At 41.8% G+C, this 1608-nt stretch carries 1 protein-coding gene; it reads left to right on the forward strand.

All coding sequences use genetic code 11. The features are described from left to right. Positions 1-1608: cadherin-like beta sandwich domain-containing protein (locus tag RHS_RS28940; RefSeq protein ID WP_047835163.1), on the forward strand; the 1608-nt coding region annotated here is incomplete at both ends.

Genomic DNA, 1608 nt, shown 5'->3' on the forward strand with positions numbered 1-1608 from the left:
TACCGGACTCAAAATGGGGGATGCATCCCTGACGTATGAGGAAGTGGAGGCATTAGAGCCGGTTTCATTTACCGGATTTGAAAATCAAAAGCCCAGTGCAGCCAACCTGGCATTTCAGGAACAAAATTACCAGGCAGGCGACAAGGTAAGCCTCCTTTATGACTTTGAAGACCCGGACGGGGACAGTGAGGGAGAGACGCTTTATCGGTGGAATTTTGCCCAGAGCGGTAAAACGGTTGTCACGGCGGAGCCATCCATAGAAGCAGAAGAGACAGGGGTATTGACCTGCCAGATCTATCCTGTTGACCAATATGGAACACCAGGGATACCTGCAGCAGCAGAAACAGTAATTGGAGAAGGTGAAGCAACAGCGGAATTAAAATCTTTAAAGCTAAATGGGCAGCAGCTTTATAATAAAGGCGGGGACCAAAAAGAATTTACATTCAATATCCCGGTTGAACTGGAGAAAGCAGAGCTATCGTATGAATCCGTTAATAACGAAGTTGGATTGATAGAAATAAGCAGAAATGGGATGCAATTGGAAGGAGAACTTAAAAATTCCGACGATATTGTAATTCCAATAGACAATGGTGATACTTATACAATCAAACGAAGTGACACGGATATTTACGTGATTCATATCAAAATGATACAAGACAGTAACACTCAGATTGATCAGATTGCCTTAGATGAATTAGGATTTTCAGAACAGCGGCCACAGGAAAAGAGCTATTTTCTGAATGCAGAGGCAGGCAAAACAAGTGGAAACCTTGTGATAACGGCAAATGACAGAATTGGTAAAGTGGATGTACTGGAAGGGGAATATCGGAAAGAGCTGTCTTTGACAAAGAATGGAAACACCTGGTCCGTACCGGTATCATTTGTAAATGGATTGAATTCCTATTATATCCGGGTAACGGCAAAAGACGGCATGACCGTGAAACAGCATATGGTCCATGTAAACTATGAAGCAGATACTTCAGCTTTCTTAACAGGCATACAAATTAATGGAAAAGATATAGAAAATTTTGAAGCAGATAAACTGAAATATCTGACTACGCTGGATGAGGGGGCCGCAACACTAGAACTGGCTGCTGTTCCAAATGCAGGTGCCGAAATAAAAATTGTTATTAATGATGTTATTACCAAAGAAAATGAAGCCGTATCGTCCAATCTGCAAAAAGGCAGAAATCTGATAAAAATTATTGTTACGGCACCAGATGGCATCAACAAAGTAATTTACAATATAAATGCAATACTTCCCTATAAGGAAAACGTAAACCTACAGGATATTTTGTTAAATGAGAAGAGCGTTGCGGCAGAATTTGGCGAAGAAAATTCCATAACAGAATACATTTCAGGGGACACGGTTCAGGTTAAGGCAGAAGCCCAGGATAATGGAGCTAAGGTGGAGCTTGTCTGCGGAACACAAAAAGCGGAAGGAATCCAATCGGCAGAGGGTGAATTTTCCATACACAGGGAAAATCCCCAGATAAAAGTTAAAGTAACGGCACGGGATGGGAAAACAACAGATGAGAAAGTTATCAATCTGAAAAAGGCAGTATATCTGTCTGATCTCACCTATGAGCCGGGAGCTACCGTTGGATA

Origin of the sequence: Robinsoniella sp. RHS (genome assembly GCF_001029355.1) — a bacterium.
GTDB lineage: Bacteria > Bacillota > Clostridia > Lachnospirales > Lachnospiraceae > Robinsoniella > Robinsoniella peoriensis.